1 protein-coding gene is annotated in these 1,717 nt (G+C 66.4%); it reads left to right on the top strand.

Features of this window, described 5'->3' with window-relative positions; translation table 11 throughout:
• Positions 1-66 precede the first annotated feature (66 nt).
• Positions 67-1,485, top strand: coding sequence for an IS1380 family transposase (locus ACOMD9_RS21050; protein WP_421417975.1), 1,419 nt, complete (start codon positions 67-69; stop codon positions 1,483-1,485).
• The last annotated feature ends 232 nt before the right edge of the window (positions 1,486-1,717 follow it).

The raw sequence follows: 1,717 nt of genomic DNA, 5'->3' as shown, positions 1-1,717 counted from the left end.
CCCGGCTTATTCATGAGGCCGACCTGAAAACGAAGATGGCGAGTGGTTTTCTCCTGTAGAATCAGGATGTTCCTGCCAGAACACGATTCAAGAGGACCACTCGCCATGGGTGAAAGCCTATCCACCTGGACGCCCTCCTGCAACGGCTCTGTCCGTGTCGAGCTGAGCGGCCAGCGCACCACCAGCGACAGCGGCGCGCTGCTGCTGCGTGAAGCCCTCGACAACAGCGGCGTGATCGAGGCGCTCGAGGACAATCTGGTCGACCAACGCCACCCGCTGCGCATCCGCCACTCGTTGGCCAGCCAGCTGCGCACTCTGGTGCTGCAACGGGCGATGGGGTGGTTCGATCTCAGCGATACCGACACGCTGCGCCGTGATCCGCTCTGGCAGCTGGCCTGCAGCGATGCGCGCGGGACAACGCCCCTGGCCCAGGACCGGCCCTCTCAAGCCACGCTGTCGCGGCTGCTGACCTGCCTCGGGCGCTGCGACAACATCGATGCCGTGCACGAAGGCCTGCTGCGACTGGTGATCTGGCGCCTGACCGCGCTGAAGAACGGCGAGCGCCCCAAGCAGCTGACGCTGGACATCGACGGCCTGCCGATCGAGGTCCACGGCCACCAGGGCGGCTCGGCCTATCATGGCCTGTACGGCGCGCGGATCTATTCACCGCTGGTCGCCTCGCTGGCCGAAACCGGCGACATGGTGGGCGGCCTGCTGCGCGAGGGCAACGCCGGCCCGGCCGAAAATGCCGATACCTGGATTCCCCATCTGGTGCGCCGCCTCAACGAGAGCACCGGGGCTCACGTGCGGGTGCGCATCGATGCCGGTTTCACCGACACCAACACGCTGGAGGCCCTGGAAGCGCGCGGCATCGAGTACCTGGGGCGGCTGCGCAGCCACAAGGGCCTGCAGAAACTGGCGGCGCCATACCTGAAGCGGCCCCGAGGCCGCCCGCCCGAGCAGCCTCGGGAATGGTGCCACGACCTTGAGTACCAAGCCGGCACCTGGCCGACGCCACGGCGCGTAGTGCTGGTGGTCCAGGAACGCCCCGATGATCTGCTGCTGCATGCCTTCTTCCTGGTCACCAACCTCGGCAAGTTCGACTGGCCGCCCGAGAAGGTCCTGGCGCTCTACCGCAAGCGCGGCAGCGCCGAGGCGCACATGGGCGAGGTGAAGTCGGCGCTCGACGTGCACCTCTCGTCGACCGATCGCGGCGCTTCCTCCGTTCAGGACGTGATGGCCCGTAACGAGGTGAGCCTGCTGCTGAGCCTCTATGCCTATCAGGTCCTGCATGGCCTGCGCTGCCTGCTGGAGCGGCAGACCCGGCAAGGCTGGAGCCTGTGCCGGCTGCGCGAGCAGGTGCTCAAGGTCGCGGCCACGCTCTCGCACCACGCCCGACGCATCACCGTTCACCTCGGCGCCGCCGCCGACAAGTGGTGGCCGACGTTGCTGAAGGGGCTGCCGAAGCTGACCGCGCTGAGCTGACGCTCCAGCGCGACCACCGCAGCACCAGAGTCGAGCGACCGCAGCGGCGGTCGGCGATCACGGCTGCCTTGAAGGTCGGTATTGATAACTGAAAGCTATAGAAAATCGGCAACAAAGCAGCATTCAGGCATTACCCAGCAGGCTCTTCCGCCAGCGATGTGGATCCTGATGAGCGATGCTGCCGGTTGGAAGCTTCAGGCTGGCCCATCAGCGCACTCGTGAATGAGGCGGG

This window comes from Halomonas terrestris, assembly GCF_049166755.1.
Classification (GTDB): domain Bacteria; phylum Pseudomonadota; class Gammaproteobacteria; order Pseudomonadales; family Halomonadaceae; genus Halomonas.
This window is presented reverse-complemented; position numbering and strand designations above follow the sequence as displayed.

What these genes read in the sequence shown, in the direction of transcription:
- ACOMD9_RS21050 (WP_421417975.1), top strand. Translation starts at nt 67, where the DNA reads ATGTTCCTGCCAGAACACGATTCAAGAGGACCACTCGCCATGGGTGAA.